At 58.7% G+C, this 19,229-nt stretch carries 24 protein-coding genes and 1 pseudogene; 4 read left to right on the top strand and 21 right to left on the bottom strand.

Features of this window, described 5'->3' with window-relative positions; translation table 11 throughout:
• Positions 1 to 4 precede the first annotated feature (4 nt).
• The 3 genes from ACMG4O_RS07115 to ACMG4O_RS07105 all read right to left on the bottom strand — a co-directional run bounded on the left by ACMG4O_RS07115 (position 5) and on the right by ACMG4O_RS07105 (position 2,090).
• Positions 5 to 661, bottom strand: coding sequence for a hypothetical protein (locus tag ACMG4O_RS07115; RefSeq protein WP_414434745.1), 657 nt, complete (start codon positions 659 to 661; stop codon positions 5 to 7).
• A gap of 78 nt (positions 662 to 739) precedes the next feature.
• Positions 740 to 1,132: a VOC family protein gene (locus tag ACMG4O_RS07110; protein ID WP_194855783.1), complete on the bottom strand. Its 393-nt coding sequence runs from the start codon at positions 1,130 to 1,132 to the stop codon at positions 740 to 742.
• Between the two features lie 49 nt (positions 1,133 to 1,181).
• Positions 1,182 to 2,090, bottom strand: coding sequence for a LysR family transcriptional regulator (locus tag ACMG4O_RS07105; RefSeq protein ID WP_414434744.1), 909 nt, complete (start codon positions 2,088 to 2,090; stop codon positions 1,182 to 1,184).
• A 98-nt stretch (positions 2,091 to 2,188) separates the two neighbouring features.
• Between ACMG4O_RS07105 and ACMG4O_RS07100 the strand changes: the two genes are divergently transcribed.
• Positions 2,189 to 3,397 (top strand): MFS transporter, encoded by a 1,209-nt coding sequence (locus ACMG4O_RS07100; protein WP_414434743.1) that lies wholly within the window; start codon positions 2,189 to 2,191, stop codon positions 3,395 to 3,397.
• Here the strand turns inward: ACMG4O_RS07100 and ACMG4O_RS07095 are convergent.
• Positions 3,366 to 4,616 carry a type II toxin-antitoxin system HipA family toxin gene (locus ACMG4O_RS07095; protein ID WP_414434742.1) on the bottom strand — a complete coding sequence of 417 codons (1,251 nt, stop codon included), beginning with the start codon at positions 4,614 to 4,616 and terminating at the stop codon, positions 3,366 to 3,368. The genes ACMG4O_RS07100 and ACMG4O_RS07095 overlap by 32 nt on opposite strands.
• Positions 4,606 to 4,944 (bottom strand): helix-turn-helix domain-containing protein, encoded by a 339-nt coding sequence (locus ACMG4O_RS07090; RefSeq protein ID WP_142948527.1) that lies wholly within the window; start codon positions 4,942 to 4,944, stop codon positions 4,606 to 4,608. The genes ACMG4O_RS07095 and ACMG4O_RS07090 overlap by 11 nt, the downstream gene beginning before the upstream one ends.
• Positions 4,945 to 5,082: 138 nt before the next feature.
• Between ACMG4O_RS07090 and ACMG4O_RS07085 the strand changes: the two genes are divergently transcribed.
• Both ACMG4O_RS07085 and ACMG4O_RS07080 read left to right on the top strand, forming a co-directional pair.
• Positions 5,083 to 5,880, top strand: coding sequence for a VOC family protein (locus tag ACMG4O_RS07085; protein ID WP_414434741.1), 798 nt, complete (start codon positions 5,083 to 5,085; stop codon positions 5,878 to 5,880).
• Between the two features lie 131 nt (positions 5,881 to 6,011).
• On the top strand, positions 6,012 to 6,818 hold the full coding sequence (locus ACMG4O_RS07080; protein ID WP_414434740.1) for an SDR family NAD(P)-dependent oxidoreductase: 807 nt from the start codon (positions 6,012 to 6,014) through the stop codon (positions 6,816 to 6,818).
• A gap of 245 nt (positions 6,819 to 7,063) precedes the next feature.
• Here the strand turns inward: ACMG4O_RS07080 and ACMG4O_RS07075 are convergent, their stop codons facing one another.
• The 12 genes and pseudogenes from ACMG4O_RS07075 to ACMG4O_RS07020 all read right to left on the bottom strand — a co-directional run bounded on the left by ACMG4O_RS07075 (position 7,064) and on the right by ACMG4O_RS07020 (position 15,374).
• On the bottom strand, positions 7,064 to 7,414 hold the full coding sequence (locus ACMG4O_RS07075) for a hypothetical protein (protein ID WP_414434739.1): 351 nt from the start codon (positions 7,412 to 7,414) through the stop codon (positions 7,064 to 7,066).
• Positions 7,415 to 7,690: 276 nt separating this feature from the next.
• Positions 7,691 to 8,098, bottom strand: a complete 408-nt coding sequence (locus tag ACMG4O_RS07070; RefSeq protein ID WP_414434738.1) for a hypothetical protein — start codon at positions 8,096 to 8,098, stop codon at positions 7,691 to 7,693.
• Between the two features lie 41 nt (positions 8,099 to 8,139).
• Positions 8,140 to 10,527, bottom strand: coding sequence for a DNA/RNA helicase domain-containing protein (locus ACMG4O_RS07065; protein WP_414434737.1), 2,388 nt, complete (start codon positions 10,525 to 10,527; stop codon positions 8,140 to 8,142).
• A complete protein-coding gene (locus ACMG4O_RS07060) occupies positions 10,524 to 10,895 on the bottom strand; it encodes a nucleotide pyrophosphohydrolase (protein WP_414434736.1) in 372 nt (123 codons plus the stop codon). Before ACMG4O_RS07060 ends, ACMG4O_RS07065 begins: the two co-directional genes overlap by 4 nt.
• A gap of 51 nt (positions 10,896 to 10,946) precedes the next feature.
• Positions 10,947 to 11,261, bottom strand: a complete 315-nt coding sequence (locus ACMG4O_RS07055) for a HigA family addiction module antitoxin (protein ID WP_414434735.1) — start codon at positions 11,259 to 11,261, stop codon at positions 10,947 to 10,949.
• 38 nt (positions 11,262 to 11,299) lie between these two features.
• Positions 11,300 to 11,779 (bottom strand): annotated as a pseudogene (locus ACMG4O_RS07050) (alpha-hydroxy-acid oxidizing protein); the annotation flags it as partial.
• A complete protein-coding gene (locus tag ACMG4O_RS07045; RefSeq protein ID WP_414434734.1) occupies positions 11,754 to 12,641 on the bottom strand; it encodes a hypothetical protein in 888 nt (295 codons plus the stop codon). The gene ACMG4O_RS07045 and the pseudogene ACMG4O_RS07050, both read right to left, overlap by 26 nt.
• A gap of 40 nt (positions 12,642 to 12,681) precedes the next feature.
• Positions 12,682 to 13,350 (bottom strand): hypothetical protein, encoded by a 669-nt coding sequence (locus ACMG4O_RS07040; protein WP_414434733.1) that lies wholly within the window; start codon positions 13,348 to 13,350, stop codon positions 12,682 to 12,684.
• Positions 13,351 to 13,380: 30 nt separating this feature from the next.
• Positions 13,381 to 13,590, bottom strand: a complete 210-nt coding sequence (locus ACMG4O_RS07035; protein WP_067608363.1) for a BrnA antitoxin family protein — start codon at positions 13,588 to 13,590, stop codon at positions 13,381 to 13,383.
• Positions 13,583 to 13,876 carry a BrnT family toxin gene (locus ACMG4O_RS07030; protein ID WP_067608366.1) on the bottom strand — a complete coding sequence of 98 codons (294 nt, stop codon included), beginning with the start codon at positions 13,874 to 13,876 and terminating at the stop codon, positions 13,583 to 13,585. Before ACMG4O_RS07030 ends, ACMG4O_RS07035 begins: the two co-directional genes overlap by 8 nt.
• Before the next feature lie 66 nt (positions 13,877 to 13,942).
• Positions 13,943 to 15,079 (bottom strand): FMN-dependent L-lactate dehydrogenase LldD, encoded by a 1,137-nt coding sequence (gene lldD, locus ACMG4O_RS07025; protein WP_414434732.1) that lies wholly within the window; start codon positions 15,077 to 15,079, stop codon positions 13,943 to 13,945.
• Positions 15,080 to 15,143: 64 nt separating this feature from the next.
• On the bottom strand, positions 15,144 to 15,374 hold the full coding sequence (locus tag ACMG4O_RS07020) for a helix-turn-helix domain-containing protein (protein WP_414434731.1): 231 nt from the start codon (positions 15,372 to 15,374) through the stop codon (positions 15,144 to 15,146).
• A gap of 110 nt (positions 15,375 to 15,484) precedes the next feature.
• Between ACMG4O_RS07020 and ACMG4O_RS07015 the strand changes: the two genes are divergently transcribed.
• The gene (locus ACMG4O_RS07015; RefSeq protein ID WP_414434730.1) at positions 15,485 to 15,628 is read left to right on the top strand and encodes a hypothetical protein; all 144 of its coding nucleotides are present in this window, start codon (positions 15,485 to 15,487) and stop codon (positions 15,626 to 15,628) included.
• Between the two features lie 154 nt (positions 15,629 to 15,782).
• On the opposite strand, the gene ACMG4O_RS07010 is transcribed toward ACMG4O_RS07015, so the two are convergent.
• From ACMG4O_RS07010 to ACMG4O_RS06995, 4 genes are all read right to left on the bottom strand, one after another.
• Positions 15,783 to 16,697: a hypothetical protein gene (locus tag ACMG4O_RS07010; RefSeq protein WP_414434729.1), complete on the bottom strand. Its 915-nt coding sequence runs from the start codon at positions 16,695 to 16,697 to the stop codon at positions 15,783 to 15,785.
• Positions 16,698 to 16,719: 22 nt separating this feature from the next.
• Entirely contained in the window at positions 16,720 to 17,454 is a 735-nt protein-coding gene (locus tag ACMG4O_RS07005; protein ID WP_414434858.1) for a TauD/TfdA family dioxygenase, read from the bottom strand.
• 137 nt (positions 17,455 to 17,591) lie between these two features.
• On the bottom strand, positions 17,592 to 17,993 hold the full coding sequence (locus ACMG4O_RS07000; protein WP_414434728.1) for a hypothetical protein: 402 nt from the start codon (positions 17,991 to 17,993) through the stop codon (positions 17,592 to 17,594).
• Between the two features lie 258 nt (positions 17,994 to 18,251).
• On the bottom strand, positions 18,252 to 19,172 hold the full coding sequence (locus tag ACMG4O_RS06995) for a phage exclusion protein Lit family protein (protein ID WP_414434727.1): 921 nt from the start codon (positions 19,170 to 19,172) through the stop codon (positions 18,252 to 18,254).
• Positions 19,173 to 19,229 lie beyond the last annotated feature (57 nt).

The following is a 19,229-nucleotide window of genomic DNA, read 5'->3' as shown; positions in this document are numbered from 1 at the left end:
CCCGCTAACTCCCTGTAACTTCTACGCCCTCATCAGGCTTGCCCATCTCGGATTGGCGCTTCATCTCCTTGAGGATGCAGTGCGCCGAATAGGCTGACCGACTTGATATAACCATGGCCCAACCCACGACGCTGAATAACAACCAGGTACTCCAAGGTACCCATGGCTCACTACCCAGTAGGAACACCCAAAAGAGGGTCATGAAAAGCAGTGCGAGGGAGAAGGCGAACAAGGGGATACCAACACTCAGACCCAACCGCATGAGCCAACGCTCAAAACGGCCAAGCCGCACCTCAAAACTGCCATCCTCATAGTGAAAGTATGAGGCGGCACGCTTAAAGTGAACAAACTGCACGCGCCCGCCGCTGCGCTCGTAGATTCTGAGCAGCCTCTGACGCGGCGCGGTCTCCATCATGATGCCCGTGGCCGCATAGAAATGCTCCGTGGCGGCCCGCTCTTTCAAACACTCCCTTTCCAAGCCTTGCACATGCTCGGATTGTAGAGCGGCCTCCACGCTCTTTAGCCGGTGCCGCTTACGCTCCAGAAGAAAGGAGGAGAGTTTGTGGACATTCATGACCACGAGGACAAGGGTCGCCGCGATGACCAGCAGGACATCGCCCTTTTCCAGCCCCTGAGCCAGAATCTTACTGAATTCCCACATCTTGCCTCCCTGTGATGTGGAACGGGCCGGTCAATCAAACCGGCCCGTTCCGGCGGCCAATTCCATGCCGATAAGGTTTTACTTTACGCGGTAGAGCCCGCAGAGCTTATTGCCGTCCGGGTCGAGCACGTAGCTCAGATGCATGGCGCCCATGGCGCTTTCGCGCAGGCCCGGCGGATCTTCCACGGAGGTGCCGCCGTGGGCCACCGCCACGTCGTGCAGCTCTTTCACCTGTTCCGGGGAGTCGCACTTGAAGCCGATGGTGCCGCCGTTGGCGCCGGTGGCCGGCTGGCCGTTGAGCGGCTGGGTGATCGCCAGGGTGTTGCCGTCGTGGCGGTAGAACAGCCGCACGATGCCGGAAGCGGTCTCGTTACGGATCGGCTCGCCGGCGCCGAGCACGCCGAGTACCGCGTCGTAGAACCGCTTGGAACGTTCGATATCGTTGGAACCGATCATGATATGGTTGAACACGTGATTTCTCTCCCTTTTTTGCCGCCGGCGTTGTGCCGGCTTCATTGTTTTATTGGCTGGATGGCGCAGGCCCGTTGTACGCGCCTTCGTCCTCCACCGCCAGCAACGCCAGCAGGGCCCGGGTGGCGGGTGAGGCGGTCTTTGGCCACACCACGCGCACCGAGCGCTGCGGCGCATTGTCCACCCGCCGGGTGCTGACGTCCGTCAATTGGTGCGACAGGCTTTGCGGAATCAACCCCACCGCCAGCCCCTGGCGCACGATCGCCACCAGATGCTGCACGGTGCTCACCTCGAACTGGACGTTATATTCCAGCCCCTGGGCGGCGAAGGCCTCCGCGGACTGGCGATGCGCACTGCTGCCCACGGGGAAATCCACCACCGGGCAGGACGCCAGCTGGCCCAGGGTCACCGTGTCGTGGGCGGTCAGCGGATGGGACGGCGACATCAGCGCCACCAGCTCTTCGTTACACAGCGACCGGCTACAAAGGCTACTGGGCACCGTCTCGCCCGGCCAAACTCCGATAAACGCCACATCCAGGCGGCGCTCTTCCAGTTTGGCCAGCATCTTTTCACTGCCCTCCATGACCAGCTCCACACGCACGTGCGGGAAGCGGCGGTGAAAGCGCGCCAGCAGCTCGATCGGGTCCGGACTGGTGAGCGTGGAGATGGTGCCCATGGAAAGGCGCCCGCGCACCTCGCCGGTGGACGCCACCACCTCATCGGTGATGCGCTGCACGGCTTCCAGCGCCTGGCGCCCCTGCTGAACGAACACCCTGCCCGCCTCGGTCAGGCGCACCGAGCGGGAGTTGCGCTCAAACAGCGTCACGCCCAGCTCGCTTTCCAGTTGAGCGACCTGATGGCTGAGCGCGGACTGGACCGTATGGCACTGTCGGGCGGCACCGGTGAAGCTGCCCGCCTCGGCCACCGCCAGCACATACTCCACCTGCTTCAGCTTCATGGCATGCATCTCGAAAAACGATAGTTGGCATCATAATAATACATTTGCCCGATGGCACCGAGTCGCCGACACTGCCCGCCTCACCGGAAGGAGGCACCATGACGCACGCCGAGCGCACCACCGAATCCGCCCTGAGCACCTGGCTGATCCTGCTGATGGCCACCACCACCGGCCTGGTGGTGGCCAGCAACTACTACGCCCAGCCGCTGCTGCACACCATCTCGGATCAGCTCGGCCTGTCCTACGCCCGGGCCGGCATCATCGTCACCGTGGCCCAGGCCAGCTATGCGCTGGGCCTGATCCTGCTGGTGCCGCTCGGCGACCTGGTGGAGCGCCGGCGGCTGATCGTCACCATGATGCTGTTCGCCACCGCCGGCCTGCTGGTGAGCGCCACCGCCGGGTCCCTGGCCGCCCTGCTGGTCGGCACGGCCATCACCGGGGCGTTTTCCGTGGTAGCCCAGGTGCTGGTGCCGTTCGCCGCCACCCTGTCGCCGGTGGCGCAGCGCGGCAAGGTGGTGGGCACGGTGATGAGCGGCCTGCTGCTGGGCATCCTGCTGGCCCGCACCGTGGCCGGCGCGCTCTCCAGCCTGGGCGACTGGCACACTGTCTACTGGGTGGCGGCGGCGCTCATGCTGCTCAACACCCTGGCCCTGTGGCGCGCCCTGCCCCGCTACGCCCAGACCACCCGCATGCACTACGGGCAGCTGATCGGTTCGGTGTTCGCCCAGTTCGCCCGCTACCCGCTGCACCGGCAACGCTCCCTGCTGGGCTGCCTGATCTTCGCCATGTTCAGCGTGCTGTGGACCTCGCTGGCCTTTTTGCTGTCCAGCGAGCCCTGGTCCTATTCCGACGCCACCATCGGCCTGTTCGGCCTGGCCGGCGCCATGGGCGCGCTCTCCGCCCGCCACGCCGGCGTACTCACCGACCGGGGCCACGGCGCCCGGCTCACGGTGCTCGGCGTGGTGGCGCTGCTGGTGTCCTGGGGGCTGCTGGGGCTGGGCGCGTATTCCCTGATCGCCCTGGTCGCCGGCATCGTGCTGCTGGACCTGGCGCTGCAGGCGGTGCACATCACCAACATGAACATGATCTTCAACCTGGACGAGGCCGCCCGGAACCGCCTGAATTCCGGCTACATGTTCCTGTACTTCGTCGGCGGCGCCCTGGGTTCGCTGGGCTCCGCCGCCGCCTACCAGCAAGCCGGCTGGCTGGGTGTGTGCCTGCTGGGGGGCGGGCTGGGTGTGTTGGCGGTGGGCTATGGGGTGTGGATTACCCGCTTCAGTCCACGCTCTCAAACACCGCCGGGTTGAGAAACATTCGCTGACTCAAGAGCCGGCGATCCACCTCGCTGAGCGTCGCTTCTTCCATTACAGCCGGGAGCTTTTCGCGGATACCGGCGATCTGCTCGCCAATGATCTGGTTGGCGCCATCTTCGGACAGTAGAAAATGTTTCGCCGCCCCACGGCAGATATTGAGGTTGCTGAGGCGCCGGTCTCCGTCGATCAGCATCGCCTGGGAGGCCTCGTTGCCGGTCCGTGCCTGAGGGCAGATGTCATAGGCCGGCGTCAGCGTGAGCGAATCGCCGCTCCAGAAAGCGGCGTGATTACGCGCGTGGTCATCGGTGTTGCCGCAAAGCACGTTGAACACCAGTCGCCGGAACAACTCACGCAGGGTGGCCGTAGGCTCGGTAAACCGATGGCGGATAATCTCGGTCAGGGTTTCGTAGCTGGCGTAGCGCGCCATTATCTCATCAAGCTCGAACAAGGTGAGGGCCGACACCATCGCCTTGCGGGCCCAGCCGTTGCCAACCCTGCTACGGTCGAAGCGTTCAACCAATAACACGTTCTTGCCGGCGACACGCTTCAGTTGCACAGGAGCAACTTGTAGCCCGAGCTCCGCCGCCAAGCGCATCGCCACATACTCCACCTTCACCACATCGTAGGTGTCGGTGCTGGATGAGAACTTGGCAATGTACTTGAGGTCCCCGCTTTCAATCTCGGCCTTGGGCCGGGCACCGCCCAGGGAACTGCCGTGGAACAACGCCTGATCCAGCGCCGGCGGCAAGGACTTGCCCGCCTCCACAAAAGCCGCCGCTTCGAGGAGTTGTTCCAGAGACGCCCCACCGGACTGACGCGGCACATACTCCGAAGCCGAGCGCTGAAAATCCAGCGCCCCCGGGCGGTCCGAACCGGAATTAAGCAGATAGGTGAGCTCGCCGAGCTGCCCGGGGTCCGTATCACGTCCCGGACGGCCCAACAGCCGATTCAAAACCACCCGGCGGCCCCAGGCATCCGGCGCGCCGTCACGCAAACAGCCCGACATCGACAGCCCCGGCAACGGGGCGATGGCACCGCGCCGCAAAGGCAGCTCAGGCAGGTACAACGGGATAGCGTCATCACGGTCCAGATAGCTGCGGCCGTAATTAAATGCCAGCCGAGCCCCTTCCTGATACAGGCGCCCCGCCACCACCGGCTCGCTCCGGCCGGGCAGCCACACCCAAACGTAGGCTTCGTGATCGTTAGAAGTCATCCTTCACATCCTTGTCGGACGTCCGCACCGACCGGGGCAGCAGCCGCAGGGTGTACTCCGTCTCCGCCACCCGGGACGCCAACTCCGCTGGCGAGGCCTCGAACAACGGCACCCCGACAATCGCCGCCGCCTCGAACACGGCACCGATGGCGCACCCCATTTCCCCTCGCTCAATGCGCTGCACCAGCCCGCGCGAGATCCCGGCGCGCTCGGCCAGGGCCTCGGCGGTGAGACCCTGCTCGATGCGAGCACGACGAATCAGCCGGCCCAGAAGCTGGGCGGCATCGCGACTGTAGCGTGAATATGGGCGATTATCGGGCTTGGCCATGATCCATTAATAAGTCATAAATAAAGTCAGTGATTACTTTATAGACCATTCCTAGCGTAAGCAAGAACGGAGCTTCAGGCTGTCGATGCCTGACCGGTCGGATCGACTATCGGGCACACAACCGATAGGAAGCGAACCATGCCCAACCAACACGGCGAATTTATCTGGTACGAACTGGCCACCGACAACGCGGACGCCGCCCAGCACTTCTACAGCGCCATTCTCGGCTGGCGGGTCACCGACAGCGGCCAGCCCGGCGTGGATTACCGGATTCTCCACGCCCCCGACGAGGACACCGGCGAGTGGCGCCCCATAGGCGGCGTGATGCCGCTTAGCGAAGAGATGAAACAATGTGGCGCCCGGCCAATATGGCTGGGCTATATCGGCGTCGACGATGTCGATCAAACCGTTGCCAGGGTCACCGCCCTGGGCGGCAGCGTGCAAATGCCCGCCAGGGACATCCCCGACGTGGGCCGGCTCGCCATGGTGACCGACCCGCAGGGCACGCCCTTCTATATGATGCGCGGCCACAGCGACCACACAAGCCTGGCGTTCGCCTCCGACCGCCCACGCGTGGGCCACTGCGCCTGGAACGAACTGGGCACCACCGACCCCGGCATCGCGAAAGCCTTCTACTTCGAGGCGTTCGGCTGGACCAAGGACGGGGAGATGGACATGGGCCCGATGGGCGCCTACGAATTTATCCGCCATAACGGCGTGATCGGCGCCATCATGCCCAAGCCCGACGACATGCCGGTGCCGATGTGGCACTACTATTTCCGAGTCGCCGACATCGACGCCGCGCTTAAGGCCATCACCGAACACGGCGGGCAAATCCTTCACGGTCCGGATGAAATTCCCGGCGGCGACTTCGCCCTCAAAGGCGTCGATCCCCAGGGAGCCAGGTTCGCACTGGTGGGCGCCCGGCGGTCGTGATCACCCCTGGCATGCCGGCCAGTGCGCACTGGTGTCTTCCGGGCTGTACTTTCAGGCCAATGCCTTTCACGCGCGGGGCACGGCATAGTGGGATCCTCGGTTTGCCGCCCAACCCAACGCGAGGAAACAGCATGAGCACCGCACTGATCACCGGCGCCTCCAGTGGCATTGGCCTGGACATCGCCCGGCAACTGGCCGCGCGCGGCCTGAACCTGATCCTGGTCGCCCGCCGCAAAGAGCTGCTGGACCAACTCGCCGATGAACTGGCCGCCGGCCACGGCATCACCACCACCGCCCTGGCTTGCGATCTGGCCGACCGGCAGAGTCTGGGGGCGCTGTTCGACGACGTGGATGCCACCCTCGCCAAGCACAACGAACACCTGACTGTGCTGGTCAACAACGCCGGCACCGGCTTCTGGGCGCCGTTCGCCGACCAGGATCTGGCCGGCCTGCAGCGGGATATCGACCTCAACGTCACCGCGCTCACCACCCTCAGCCACGGCTTTATCAACCGCGCCCGCGCCCACGGGCAACGCAGTTATCTGATGAACGTGGCCTCCCTGGCCGGCATCCTGCCCACGCCCCAATACGCCACCTACTCCGGCACCAAGGGCTACGTCCGGTTCTTCACCGAAATCCTGGATTACGAGCTGCGCGACAGCCCCATCAGCGTCACCGCGGCCTGCCCCGGCGGCGTGCTGACGCCCTTCCTGGACCAGGCCGGCCAGACCGTGAAGAAACAAACCGGCATCATGACCGCCCCTGAGGTGGCCAGGCTCTGCGTGGACGCCATGTACGCCGGCAAGGTGGTGTACGTGCCCGGCCTGCTCAACAAGGTGGCCGTCTACACCAACCTGCTGCCCCGACGTCTGCGCGGCTGGCTGCTGGAGCGCAGCATGATGGTAAGCGTGGAGGCGCGGCCGGATGCGAGCCGCTAGAAGTGTCGTGCGCGTTTAGTTTCTTTATTTATATCGTAGCCCGGCTACGACAACTAGTGCTTTCGCAAATCACGAGCAAATTGCAGCCCCATGACCGAACCACTGGCGTTCCGGCGTCTCTGAAGTGAAGCCCGGCAATGCCAGATTAAAGGACGCCTTGCCGAAGAACTCGAAGCGTTCCTCTGTCGGCAGCTTCGCGCCCACACGCCTGACCATCAAGTCGAGCAGGTGAGGCGCCCCTTGACCTATTTTTTTGCAGCTTTATCTGCATTTTTTGAAATTGCCTTCATTCCCTTACTGAGGCACTCGCTGAGATGCCCCAATGGGACGTATTTATTCAGAGTTTTATCAAGATGTTCAGCTTCTGGATGGCGATATATTATTGAGATATACCTTTTTAGCTTATCCGGCTTTGTCGTAGGTCTTTGCAGCTCCTTCTTTAGACGCTCTTGAAAAGACTCTATTTCCCTGTCGTTGTCTACGTCGTGAATCTCGGTATAAATTTTTCTAGCAAGTAGATTCTGCGACCATCCCAACTCCCTAATCACCTGCTTAATTTCCTCTTGCAGCTCTATTGTCTCGTTTTTTGTCCCCATATGTCTTTTTCACCTCTCTAACATCACTAATGTCCCAGCGGGGACAATCGTAAACGATTCATTTAGGAGAAAATCATGACAAAGCCGATGAACAAAGCCGCTGCATCTCGCGTTCAGTCTGCTACTGCCAAAACGAATGGTGGTGCGGTGCCAAGGGGATCGTTCGCCGCGCGAGCGCAATCTGCCGCAGCCAAAAAAACACCACCGAACGGGCCCAGCAAGAGCAGAAGCCCCTCTGGTAAAGGTCGCGGGAACAACCCACCCAAGCGGGCATAGTTAACTACAACTAGTAATATTGTTGCGAAAGCGAGCCAGGAACCCTGACTCGCTTTCCTTCATGTCCTGGAAAGACATCTCGCTCATCGTCTCTTTGAGGGCACAAATACATAGTTCCGTTTTATTAGTTCTCATATAAGTGCTCATAACGCTGCCAGACGAATTGGTACAACCATCAATTAATTCATATTCGACGCCAACAGGGTATCTGTCTTCTCCAATGAGTCCAGTTTCCATCTTATATGCGCCATACCCTCCAATTAACAGTACGGTGGCTGCTGAAATGAACGGCTTCTTAAATCGCTTATACGTATGACCAGCAAGCGTTTTTTTACACTCTTCACAGGCGATATTTTCCGCATATTCAATTTTGTTATTAGACGAACAATACGGGCAAACAATTTGCATATTAACCCTCTAAGCCTGACAGTAAAACGGCAGTTACACAGCTACTGACCCAAAGTCGTGACCAGCTCGCCAACAATACGCAGTTCTTCCGCCACGTCTTCCGTCAGCTCGATATTCCGGTAGCCGAACAGGCGGCTCTCCGGCTTCAGCACGATGCGGGTGTGGTACCACTGGCCCTCGTCGTCCTCTGACTTCTCGCTGTGGTAGCGCTTCACGGTGTAGCGCCCGCCGGTGTCGGCGTCCTGAATGTCGCGGTGGGACACCAGCACGATTTTGCCTTCACGGGTGCCGGCGGGGTTGGCGCGGAACACGCACCAGGTGCCGCTGGGAATGCGCTGATTCATGGATTCGCCCACCACGCGGGTGACGAAATGGCCCGGCTCCGCCTTCAGCCAGTCCGGCAGCTGCATCCAGTCACAGTCTTCCACCGCCTGCGGGTCGCTGAATTCGCCGGCGGCCACGGCCAGGTCATACACCGGCAGGGCGTTTTCGAACGGCACCACCTCCTCCGGATCCAGCAGCGGGTACGGCAGGGCCTCGTAGTCCGCCGCCCGCATCACCGGGTTAGCGGAAGGCGTCTGTATCTGCTCCCGGAACCAGGCGTTGGTCTCCGGGTCGGTACAGAACACAAAGCAGCCTTTCATGCCCCGGGTCATCAGCGTGCGGTAGGTGTTCTTGATGATCTCGTCGGCTTCGCGCTTCGCCGTCTCCGGGTCCTCTTTATAGAGCTTCCGGATGCCCCGCACCGAACGGTCCATGGATGATCGCTTGCGACCATCGGTCTGGATCTCGCCGTCGCGCACGATCAGGTCCGGGCCGATGATCACGCCCACATAATCCAGTTCGAGGCCCTGGATGGTGTGGATACAGCCGATCTGCTCCACCGAGTGCTCCGCCAGGGCCCACAGGCTGCCGTCCCGGGTCAGGTTCCACTGCGCGGCGAAATCGTGCTCCGGCAGTTCGATATCCATGGCGCTGGCGTCTTTCTTGCTCTTCCAGTCCCAGCAATAGCCGGCCACCATCCGTGCGCGGTTGTTGGCGTTGCGCGACACGATCGCCTGGCGCAGCGCCTGCGGCGAGTCCACCACCTGGATGTCGTAGTCCACGGACTCGAGGTCATCGTTGGCGGTATCGCGGATTTGCAGCAACTGGTCGACGAACGCCAGATAGCCGTCCGAGCCGCCGCAGCGGAACTGCGAGGCGAGGCCCAGCTCCGTAACCTCGGCGCCCAGTCGTTCCGCCCAGCGCCGAATCTCCGCCCGCGAGCCCACGTCTTTCAGGGTGACGCGCTGCGCCTCGTCCACGAAGAACACCGACAGCCGCGCCGCCTGCATGATTTCCTTGATCTGATGCTCGCCCTGGTTGCCGTACAGGCCGCTTTTCTCATTCAGGCGGTGCGCCTCATCCACCAGCAACGCCCCGAAGCTGTCCGGCGCGGCGTCCATAAACGACCCGGAGCCACGGAACATATTGCTGATGCGGCTCTTCTTGAACGAGCCGGTGAGCTGGGCCTCGTACACCGCCCGGGGCGCCGCGTTCCGAGAGACGTATTGGGTGGCCATATCGCGGTCGGTAAGGCGTGCCAGCAGGTTGATGGCCAGCACGGACTTCCCGGTACCCGGGCCTCCCTCAACGATCAGCACCTGCCGCTTACCCTGTTGCGCTCGGTGAGCCAGCTCCAGGGCGGTCTCGAACGCCACCTTCTGATCGTCGATCATAACGAAGGCGTCGTTTCCCTGAAGCATGGTTAGCACCGCATCCGCCAGGCTGCGCGACGGGCGAATGCGGCCATTCTCAATCCGGTAAAGGAGATCGCGCTCATCGCCATAGCGCACATGCTGCTTCAGAAAATCGGCCAGACGTTCGGCGTCCCGGGAAATAAACACTGGCGCCCGGCTCGTGTGGGGCGCGTACACCGGATCGTTCACCGCACTGCCGTCGTCCATATTGTGCAGGTAGGCACAGGGCACCAGGCGAATGGACTCGGCGCGAACGGTTTCGTTGTAGTCTTCGATCAGGCTCGCGTAGGTCCACGCCTGATAAGACGGGTGGCTGGTCTCGCGCCAGCCGCCGCCCAGCGTCGTGCGAATAATACCGTCCTTCTGCAACGGCTCGGCCTGCTGCCACTGCTTGAGCTCGACGATCACGGCGGTTTCTTCGCGCTGCGCGTTGGCGCCGCTGAGAATGAAGTCGATGCGCTTACTGGTCAGCGGGATGTGGTATTCCAGGGAAACGCCGGCGTCATCCGGAATCGCCTGGTCCAGCATCAGGTTGGACATGAACTGAAGCGAGTGGCGCCAGGAATCCACCTCCTTGGCCGCCACCGAGCGTGACAGCCGACGCCGGAATTCGAGCAGAATCTTTTCATGAATGCGATTCAGGCGGACGTCTTCAATGAACGTCTTCTTCTTAGCGGTATAAACAATCATGAACCGTTGTCGTCCTTGTTCTGGTAGGCCGTGTACTTACGCGCCGAACCGCGCGCCTGGTCGGCGGGATAACGGGCTTCGTTAATGGCCATCTTCTCTTCCACGGCTTTCGGGATATCCACGCCCAGCTTGTCCGCCAGTCGCAACAGGTAAATCTGCACATCGGCGATCTCATGGGCGGCCGCGCGATGCTGCTCCGGCGTCAGCTCGTAGGACTGCGCCTCCGTCAGCCACTGGAACAGGTCCAACAACTCGGACACCTCGCCACCCAGCGCCATGGTCAGGTTCTTGGGCGAATGGAACTTGTCCCAGTCGCGTGCCTCGGCGAAGGCGCGCGCTTTGTCGCTGAGGCGCTGGAAGTCGGACATGGTGGTTCCCCGTAACGTTAAAAGTTGGCTCAGCGCCCGCTGGCTCAAGCGCTAAGCGGCGTCCAACGGCGTAATCCGCGACACCTCATCCTTAGCGGATTGCGACGCGGCCCATAAATCCACCGCGCGCTGCGCGTTAAGCCAGAACTCCGGTGAATTGCCGAACAAACGACCGAGCCGCAGCGCCATCTCCGGGCTGACAGCGCGGCGCTCGCGCAACAGTTCATTCACCGACTGCCGCGAAACACCCAAACGCTCAGCAAGCTGCGCCACCGTCAGCCCATAGTCCGGAACGAAGTCCTCTCTCAGCATTTCGCCGGGATGCGTTGGCTTACGCTGGATGCCGGCGGTATTGGAAATCGTCATGTTAACCACCTCTCTTTAATGGTAATCGAGCAACCGGGTTAACGGGAATGCGCCGTGACCAAACTCTCCCTCGAAATCGCCCCAATCGCCCGTGCCCCGGTCAACGTCATCGCCACCTTCATCTCGCTGGCGATCAGGTCCAGCAGGTGGGCCACGCCCTGCTCGCCGGCGGCGGCGAGGGCGTAGACGAAGGGGCGGCCGAGCAGCACGCCATCGGCGCCCAGGGCGAGCATGCGCACCACGTCCAGGCCGGAGCGGACGCCGGAATCCGCCAGGATCGTCAGGTCGCCCCGCACGGCGTCGGCGATGGCCGGCAGGGCCCGGGCCGAGGAGAGCACGCCATCGAGCTGGCGCCCGCCGTGGCTGGAGACGACGATGCCGTCCGCGCCGAACCGCACCGCCTCGCGGGCGTCCTCCGGGTCGAGAATGCCCTTGAGCACCATCCAGCCTTTCCAGGACTCACGAATTCATTCCAGATCCCGCCAAACAGCTTCATTCTGAGCAAGCCATCGAAGCCATACCTGCTTCTAACAACCGCCAGTATTTTTTATAACACGACCTCGCATTCAGATATTGCTGCAGATTCATAATGCGCGCCTCCTCCATATCAAGCGCAGGGGTGCCGCCAAACCCGTATGCCACCGTCCACTCCCCAGGCATCGGTGTAGATATATAAGTTCCGCCATCCTGCTTCACTAGTTCAGTGGATTGAACAACTGAACGAACCACCTTATGCGTAACACCAATCGCCAACCGAGGACCGATAAAATGACTGTTTCGGTTGCGATAATCAGATGTGTTAGTCCGATACTCCGGACTATCAATCTCTCGCAATGAAGTCATAAACCCTTCGCCTTCCGGCCATTGGGACACTAGCTTCTCTAAGCGCCTCTCTTTCTTATGGCGAGACAAGTACCTCACGCGCTTATCAAACCTTTTTGGCTCCCCTTCCAGATAGTCTTTATAACCAGATTCTGATGCTAACCTAACTTGGTGCATGGCATTTGTCGCGACAGCACCCATCGTATCGCGGACCGAGCTAGGCCTAAGCATACATTGATGAGCGAGTGCCAGAAGGAATTCTTCCCGCAGTTCCCATTTGGCACTTTCGCCATAGTGCTCTATAACGTCGTTCCAGGCCTGCCATTTATGTAAAGCTTCATGCCAATGGTTTAGAATATTAGTTAATTCACGCACCTCGTCCTGAACCATAGCACCGCCCCACATGTGCCACTTAACACCACCGATAGCAGAGAAGTCATAAGAAAGGTATGCATAAGACGGCTGGAAGCGCGCGCCACGGCGACGCTCGAGATACCGGGAGAAAGCATTGCGGAATAGGTTCTCTAGATCATCTATCATATGGTCCAAGTCAGCCAAGCCAGCATCCCGATAAACCTCATTCCGGCAAAACATGCCCTCAGGGTCTAAGGCGGTTTACCGCCAGCACCACCGCGACAAGCTCCCCCAACAGATCCATGCTTTGAATTCGGGTGGGCGTCGGAATATGCGCACCGGGGGTGAGCGTGAGCGTGCCCCACCTCACCGGGCTCTTTCCTTCATACACACCAAGCGCATGCCATGCATTCCGATAATGATTAAGAAAGCGAATCGCACCAAGGCTTTCAGAGGAAATAGTTGTGTTATCGTCAAGCCAGGCAACCAGCTTACCTGCATTGTATGGAGGCTCTTTCCCAAGCCGCTTAATCACAAGCTTAGTAAAACTCTCAAAGAAAAAAAGAGCAGCCACAAGAAAAGCGAGGGAGCCAATTATATTTCGCGTATAATCAAACGAGGCACCCTCCCACGCGCGAAGCGTTGCTATCTCATCATAGTAGGTAAAGGCGTCACGCTTGGTGATGGCTTTCGGTAGCTTTTGATAACTTATGGCATTTTCGATCTGGTTTTCAGCGACAGCGCCTGAGTAAAACAAGTGAGACATCGCAAAAAGAGCAGAGTCGAGGCGATCGTCGAGGTCGGAGCTTTTTAACTGCACCTGTATCCTAAACAAGTTTACCTGGTCTCGAAGCTGTCGCCCGAGCTCAATTAACGCGTTTACCGTCTCGTCCGCAACATGCTGTGAATCCATTCTATTAAGCAACCTCTCGCGCTGCTGGGCCTATTGCCACTCGATCTTAAGATCCTTATGGGACTGAGCGCAGTCCCGCAGATAAAGGTTGATCAGGCTCTGATACGGCAGATCCTTCTTCTCCGCCAGATCCTTGAAGTAGTCGATAGTGTCTTCGTCCAAGCGGATCGTGACCTGCTTCTTGAGCTTCTTGGCGTAGGGATTCTTGGTGGACTTGGAAAAATCGTAGTCGTCACGCATGGCGGTATTCCTCATAGGTGGTTCGCTCGCGCCTGTTCGCCTTACGGGCAGAGATGATGCGGATGGTGTCCGCCTCTCGGACGCAATGGCAGACCACCAACAGGCGCGAATGGATGCTCGTGCCGAGAAGGATGAACCGGTCCTCCTCATTAGAATGGTCCGGGTCCCCAATCACGCGGGCGAACTCGTCGGTGAATGCCGTTTTGGCTTCCTGAAACGAGACGCCGTGCTTGCGCTGATTGGACGCTTCCTTTCGCGGGTCCCATTCAAATTCCAGATGGCTCATGCATTACAATGTAGTTATTCTCTAGTTTGTGTCAAGCAGGCGTGCCAAACCCGCTCGCTACCGGCGTCAGGCCCGCACCAGGCTCTCCCTAGAAATCTCCCCAACCGCCCGCGCCCCGGTGAGCGTCATCGCCACCTTCATCTCGCTGGCGATCAGATCCAGCAGGTGGGCCACGCCCTGCTCGCCGGCGGCGGCGAGGGCGTAGACGAAGGGGCGGCCCAGCAGCACGCCGTCCGCGCCCAGGGCGAGCAGGCGCACCACGTCCAGGCCGGAGCGGACGCCGGAATCCGCCAGGATCGTCAGGTCGCCCTGCACGGCGTCGGCGATGGCCGGCAGGGCCCGGGCGGAGGACAGCACGCCGTCGAGCTGGCGCCCGCCGTGGTTGGAGACCACGATGCCGTCCGCGCCGAAGCGCGCCGCCTCGCGGGCGTCCTCCGGGTCGAGAATGCCCTTGAGCACCATCGAGCCCTTCCAGAACTCCCGAATCCATTCCAGATCCCGCCAGCCGATGGCCGGATCGAAGTTCTCGCCCAGCCAGCCGATGTAATCCTCCAGGTGGATGCGATGGCCCAGATAGGCCGACACATTGCCCAGATCATGCGGCCGCCCGCGCAGGCCCACGTCCCACGCCCAGCGCGGGTGCGTCACCGCCTGCAGCATCCGCCGCCAGGCCGCGAAGGGCCCGGACATCCCCGAATGCCGATCGCGATAGCGCGCCCCCGGCACCGGCATATCCACCGTGAACACCAGGGTCCGCACCCCCGCCGCCCAGGCCCGCTCCAGCGCGTTCTTCATGAAACCGCGGTCGCGCAGCACATACAACTGAAACCACATCGGCCGCGTCAGAGCCGGCTGCACCTCCTCGATGGGGCACACCGACACCGACGACAACGTAAACGGCACGCCCCGCGACGCCGCCGCCCGCGCCGCCTGCACCTCGCCCCGCCGAGCGTACATCCCGGTGAGCCCCACCGGCGCCAACGCCACCGGCAGGCTCACCGCCTCCCCGAACAGCCGCGCCGACAGATCCACCTCCCCCACCTCCTTCAACACCCGCTGCCGCAACGCCAGAGCACGCAGATCCGCCACATTGCGCGCCAGGGTGTGCTCGTCGTACGCGCCCCCGTCGATGTAGTGGAACAGGAACGGCGGCAAGCGGCGCTTGGCGGCGAGGCGGTAATCGTGGGTGGAGGAGATGATCATGGTTGTCTCCTGGTGGGTGGCGAACCGGGGAGCCTGGAGAGGAAGTATTCGAATTGTGTACGAACTAAAGGCCGGCCTCATCAAACAATTGCGCAGCAGAGACGTTCAACGCCCTGGCGATACGCAGAATGTTCGCCAGGGAAACGTTGCGTTCACCTCGCTCCACCGCGCCAATGTAGGTGCGATGAATGCCGACCTCAGTGGCGAAGGCCTCCTGGGAAATACCGGCAGCGCGTCTACGCTCGCGGATCACGGAACCCAGCTGTTTCTGTGCGTCATTAATGTGAGTAGTCATATTTCAAATTTTTCTTATGGATGACTATAAATCTACACACTATAAGTAGCACACCCGGCGATCATGCTCTATGATGACTTTACGTATCGTTGAAGCTCATGGAGGGAATCATGAAAAAGCGCAAGCCGCACATTGAGATTGGGCACTATCGTGGAAGCCGCTACTGGGCCGTTTGGGTGGATTCCGAACTGCTTGCAGTGGTCTGTTATCGGAAAGGCGCGGAGGCAATCAAATCTGCTTTGCTGAATCGTTAAAGCTTCAAACGACAAACTGGCTAAGGGGCATGACCAGCCTGCCCACTTTGTAACGCTGAAGTAACGGGCGCGAAGCCACGTCGTGGCGGAGTGTCCGATTGACTGACTTGTAGGCCGCCGCCATTTTTTTACCTTCACGCGGACGAACACCATCCTAGTATTCGTTGAAGTCAGGCTCATATTCGGGCATCTCTGCCCTAGCTTCATCCAAATCGTCTTCCGTATAAAGGTCGAAGAATTCGGCCGCGGTATAAATCGTTTTTTCTGAAAAAGCATTGCCCAAGCCGCATGCGGACAACTTTGAGTAACCTGTTATCTTTAGACCGCAGGCAACACACTCGAAAGAAGAAGGCAGCATCGTCTGCCTCTGCACCACCTCATCATCTCCAACGTTTGTCGACACCGGCCCGCTCGCGGTACCGTAAAGTAGGGCTTGGGATCCGCAGGAGGGGCACTCCACGCGATGACCTTTGTGTCGGCTTGCCCAAGTAGCGGCTTGGGTGCTCGCCGTTTCCTTATCCTTATCCTCCTTGTTAGACCAAACCTTTGAATGGGCGCTAATGTCCTGTTGAACAGACTTAGCTGCTGCGTCCTCTAGAGAGTCGATCATTTCGTTTGCGTTATTTGAATCTGAAGTAAAATCAGCTAGGTCTTTTCCCATTGATTCGAGCAGCGTTTTTGCCGATTTATAGAATCTAGGCAGCCACTCTGCAGTACCGATATCCGCGAACACAGCCTCGCCTGAATGTAATTCAGCATTCCTTCGCTCGACATGCTGATTGCAGAACCCAGCAAGCTCATCAGTAAATTCAGGCAACAGCTCTGATAACCGAGCAAGGACCTCTTTAGTTGGTATGGATGTGGGCGAGAATTTTTTCGCAGTTGGTGCGCTACCAAGGGCATGCATCAGGTTACGCCAATTTTTAGGGTCAGCGAGAAGCACAGGCGAAATGTGGGATAGCGCTGCCCTTGAAAGCAGCTCCAAACAAAGCGCTGACCAGAGGCCGAACTGCCAGTCATCCGCAACAGTATTTTCCATCTGTCCCATGTAGACTTGCGCTTTCGCCAACAACGCGTCCTCTGACCATGTATTACTCGCGACCGTAGCACTCATCATCATACCCCTTAATCTCGTCTAAATAGATGCGCTCTAACTTCCGTTCGGTTGACTTTGCATCGATAGCAGACCGACCATGCAGAATGCGCCAATTGTCGACAATTAATGTATCACCTGGTTCTTCCAGAACAACGGACCGCAGCAATTCTCCCCAACGCTGGTTATCTAGCGCGAGCCCAACTGCCACCGCCGCGTCGTTGTACGGCCTCAAAAATAGCGGATCCCACCTGATCCCGGCGACTTCACCTCTCTGAAATGAGAGAGGCAACAGACAATAATGTGCATTTGGCATACGCGCTCTTGGAAGGAGCACGGCCTTCCTCAGCAAGCTGACATCAATCGCCTCGGTTATTTTATCGATATGCAGGAGTTGAGTGGCCACCGTAGGCGATCCTTGGATGCAGCGAAGCATGAAATAACGGGGCGGAACCGACCAGTGCGCCAGGTCTGAGTGAAAAGGAAACTCTCCAAGCCCAAATGTGCCGCTATACTGATTCTTAGGTGCAAGATCCGTACTCTTGGGAGTAAGTGTTTGAACATTCGGAATACCACTCTTCGGCAACCGTGTGGCGATGTCGATGGAGATGCCGAGAGCGCCGGCGGTTTCTTCCGTTGTGAGCTCTGGCTCCCAGCCCTTAAGCAAAACATAACCAAACGCACTCAAGTTTTCTTGAAGACTTATCATGTCAGTAAGAGCCATCACATCCATATCGCCCACCCCTTGGCTCCGCGGCGCGCCGGAGCGCAGCGTAGGTCCGCCAACAGCCACTGGTTAAATAATCTCGAGCTCCCTTCGAATCTCCCAGAAAATCGCGTCCTTGATCCCTTTAGCTTTATCACCCACGCCTAACTCAAGGCCTGCATAAACCCAGTAATCTCCTTCGAGATAGCTGAATTTGCACGCACGAACCGTTCGGGGTTCTGATTCAAGGATCCCATAAACGTAATGGTCTCGTTCTGCACTTGTTCCAACGCTTCTGTGTAGCTATCGAGCAGTCTCAAAAGATTGTCACCAGCTTCGAGTCGCAAGCCATCAATCTCGGTTTTAAATTTGAGAAATCGATCACCAATATCCTTCTGGCTTATCAGAGTTGATTGAACGTACGCGATTGTATTTTCCTCGCTCGGATTTATTATAATATCAAGCTTCTTTTCGCCAAGGTCGAAGAATATCTCATTGCGCGCGGCCTCTGAGCTCTCATCAATGTACTGAAAATATTTTTTATACTGGATAGCTTTCCCTCGCATAGCCTTTTCTTTTTGTCGAGTTCAAGCTCTAGATCATGTCTGAGCTTTTCCATATCAACGTCGTATTCGTGTTTTATCGAGCGAGACAGACGCTCTTTCAGCCAATACCACGCAACAACCTCCACTGCGATAGCCAGAGTTCCGAATGCCGCAACTGTCAGAAAGTCCATGTTTCGTCACCTTGACATTTAACGCGCGACATAAACGGCGCGAGCAGCGAGCGTCCGGCGATCGAAGGGAGCGAGTTTGGCTGCTTTATTATATGCCATTTTCAAGATCTGAAATTAGGTCTAAGCATAGCGACTTGAAGTTCTTCACGACCTTCGGCTCGACGGCTATTGAGTAATATTTTAGCAACGCAAGAGAGAGTGAAGAAAAATATAACCATAACCAGTCATCATCCGGTAAATTGACATCTTTCACAGTCGCCGACCAACGCCCGTGAATAGGTGGATGACTATCTGAACCAGCGAACTGCCCTTTCCCTGTTGTGAAAAGGATAAAGGCGGATGCTAGAGCAATCCCCATCATACGCTTCATCCTAACCTTCTCCTCAGGATACCCACTGGTGGCGGCGTACCGATCAACTTTAGATATCATCATCTCCTTGGCAAACTGATCGCATTGATATTCTTCGACTTTCGAATCTCCGGGCGCATTTCCATCCACATAAAAAACAACGTGTTTCAATTCATGCAAAAACACATATGCTGTCGCCATGCAGGTTAGATCATATACTGCAGCGCGCTCCACATCTGATGGCCTCCCTTTCTCGGGCTCCGGTACATCCACAGGCCATTCAAAGTCATCTTCGTGAAATGCGGCGTTTAGCTCCTTCACGGAATCAAGTATCGTCTTGAAAGCATCGTCTTCAGCCGCCTGATCTGGAATCTTATTGATTTCATTAATGTCGAGAGTGTCGCCGCGTGATTTCAGCGAAACTATTAACGAAGAATAACAGTGCAACGCTTGCCTTCCCGCATACCCAAAGAGCCACATTTGACGTGTTGATCTGCCGGTGTACTGAATCGCGGAGAATCCATTATCTAAATTGAACCCTTCTCGGTCGCCGACCAGTCGAAACTGGGGGCTATATTTATTCGTGATAGAATCAATTTCTGACGCTCTCTCAGGAACAACACCGTCAAATAGTTTACGAACAATGTTTGTCGTTTCCACCACTCCTCCTATGGCATATAACGCTTGGCATAGCGGGCGTTTTCGAGCGACGCAGGA

This window comes from Alloalcanivorax venustensis (assembly GCF_047495515.1).
Lineage (GTDB): Bacteria > Pseudomonadota > Gammaproteobacteria > Pseudomonadales > Alcanivoracaceae > Alloalcanivorax > Alloalcanivorax venustensis.
The sequence above is the reverse complement of the archived record's forward strand: the minus strand, read 5'-3'. Positions and strand labels throughout refer to the sequence as shown.